Source organism: Daejeonella sp. (genome assembly GCF_049655485.1).
In the GTDB taxonomy this organism is placed as follows: domain Bacteria; phylum Bacteroidota; class Bacteroidia; order Sphingobacteriales; family Sphingobacteriaceae; genus Daejeonella.
In genome coordinates, this window is sequence record NZ_JBASJU010000017.1 from 1 (window position 1) to 2,075 (window position 2,075).

3 protein-coding genes are annotated in these 2,075 nt (G+C 44.9%); all 3 read left to right on the forward strand.

Annotated features, from left to right (window positions below):
* The coding region (locus WBJ10_RS00910) for a TSUP family transporter (RefSeq protein ID WP_424287675.1) at positions 1 to 300 on the forward strand (300 nt) is incomplete at its 5' end.
* A 25-nt stretch (positions 301 to 325) separates the two neighbouring features.
* A complete protein-coding gene (locus tag WBJ10_RS00915; protein WP_424287676.1) occupies positions 326 to 1,492 on the forward strand; it encodes a trans-sulfuration enzyme family protein in 1,167 nt (388 codons plus the stop codon).
* Between the two features lie 15 nt (positions 1,493 to 1,507).
* The coding region (locus WBJ10_RS00920) for a phosphoadenylyl-sulfate reductase (RefSeq protein ID WP_424287677.1) at positions 1,508 to 2,075 on the forward strand (568 nt) is incomplete at its 3' end.

A 2,075-nucleotide genomic window follows, 5' to 3' on the forward strand; every position in this document is an offset into this window, starting at 1 on the left:
TCAATTGTTCTGTCATCCCTTATTGCCGGAGGAAGAAATGCCCGTTACTCTCTGGGAACTGTGAAATTAAGCAGGTTCTTTATTGCGCTAATGAGCTCTTTAACATTCCTGACCCTTCTTAATGAGGTATACTGGGAAGCCATCTTAGGTTTAGTCATCGGAAGTGCGCTTGCCTCTCCGATTGCTGCCAGATTATCCAACAAGATTTCAGTGAAGGCCATCATGATGGCTGTGGGGGTGATCGTGATCATCGTAAGCCTTAAAACGATTCTCTCAACCCTTATTATGTTATATAAATAAGTATTTTTACCGAAATCTCAAGATAATGAAGGAATCATCAAAGCTCATCCGAACACAAGTCCCAAGAACCAGTCAGGGGGAACATTCCGTGCCTCTGTATTTAACGTCAAGTTTTATGTTTGACGATGCAGAACATGGACGGACCCTGTTCACGGAGGAGGTTGAGGGCAATGTATATTCCCGCTATTCGAATCCAAATACATCGGAATTTATACAAAAGGTTTGCGATGCAGAGGGTGCAGAAGCTGGGTTGGCATTCTCATCCGGTATGGCTGCTGTTTTCGCTTCATTCGCGGGTTTGCTGAGAAGCGGTGATCATATCGTGGCCTTCCGTTCCATATTTGGCTCAACTCATCAGCTCTTTACTCAGCTTTTGCCCAGATGGGGTATCACCACTACCTACGTTGATGCGTCGAAACCAGAGGATTTTGAGAAAGCATTAAGGCCTGAAACCAAAATGGTTTTTCTGGAGACCCCATCTAATCCCGGCCTCGAACTGGTCGATTTGGAATGGCTCGGTGCTTTAAAGAAGAAGCACAATTTCATCCTTAATGTAGATAACTGTTTCGCGACTCCCTATCTGCAAAAACCTATTCTATACGGTGCTGATCTTGTTAGCCACTCCTCTACGAAATATATGGACGGCCAGGGACGTGTATTGGGCGGAGTTGTCGTGGGACGAAAAGATCTAATCAAAGAGATGATGTTTTTCATCAGGCATACGGGGCCGGCGATGTCGGCTTTTAACGCATGGGTGTTTTCTAAAAGTCTGGAAACATTGCCAGTACGTATGGACAGGCATTGCGCTAATGCTCTGAAAGTTGCGGAGGTATTAGAAAAACATCCGGAAGTAGAAGTGGTGCGTTACCCTTTTCTTCCATCGCACCCGCAGTATGATCTTGCAAAACGTCAGATGAAGCAGGGTGGCGGAATAGTGACTTTTATTATCAAGGGCGGAATGGAAAGAGCGATGCGGTTTATGGACGCCCTGGAGATGATTAGTTTGTCATCAAACCTTGGCGACACACGGAGCATCGCCACACATTCGGCTTCTACTACTCATTCCAAACTTACCGACGAAGAGCGCGCGCAAATTGGCATTTTCCCGGGAAGTATCCGGGTATCGGTGGGGCTCGAAGATGCGGATGATATTATTGAAGATCTTACGAGGGCTTTAGATAATTCAAAATAATTTAATGTTTTTATAATGTACTCACAGAAATTACTTCAGGGGATAAAAGGTTTAGAGATCGAAGAATCGCTGAAGTACATTGCTGATTTATATCCCGGTAAGGTTGTGTTTTCTACCAGTTTTGGCTGGGAGGATCAGGTGATATCGCATATCATTTTCAAAAATAATTTGCCTATCAAAGTGTTTACACTGGAGACAGGTCGCTTATTTCCGGAGACGTATTATGTGTGGAACAGGACGCTGGAAATGTACGGAAAGCAGATCCATGCTTATTACCCAAATACACATGCAGTAGAAGATATGATCAGCACGAAAGGGCCGAGCAGCTTTTACGAATCAGTGGAAAACCGGAAGGAGTGCTGCGGCATACGGAAGGTTGAACCGCTAAAACGCGCCCTTTCGGGGAATTCGGTCTGGATCACCGGCATACGGGCTGATCAATCGATGAACCGGGAACATATGGATAATGTGGAATGGGATGAAGGAAATCAGCTGCTGAAATACCACCCTATTTTCGACTGGACGCTGGAGAAAGTAAAAGACTATATAAGTGAGAATAATATCCCTTACAATCCGCTTCACG

Excerpts from the sequence above, each read along its gene's own strand:
- WBJ10_RS00915 (WP_424287676.1), top strand. The coding sequence starts at position 326 with ATGAAGGAATCATCAAAGCTCATCCGAACACAAGTCCCAAGAACCAGT.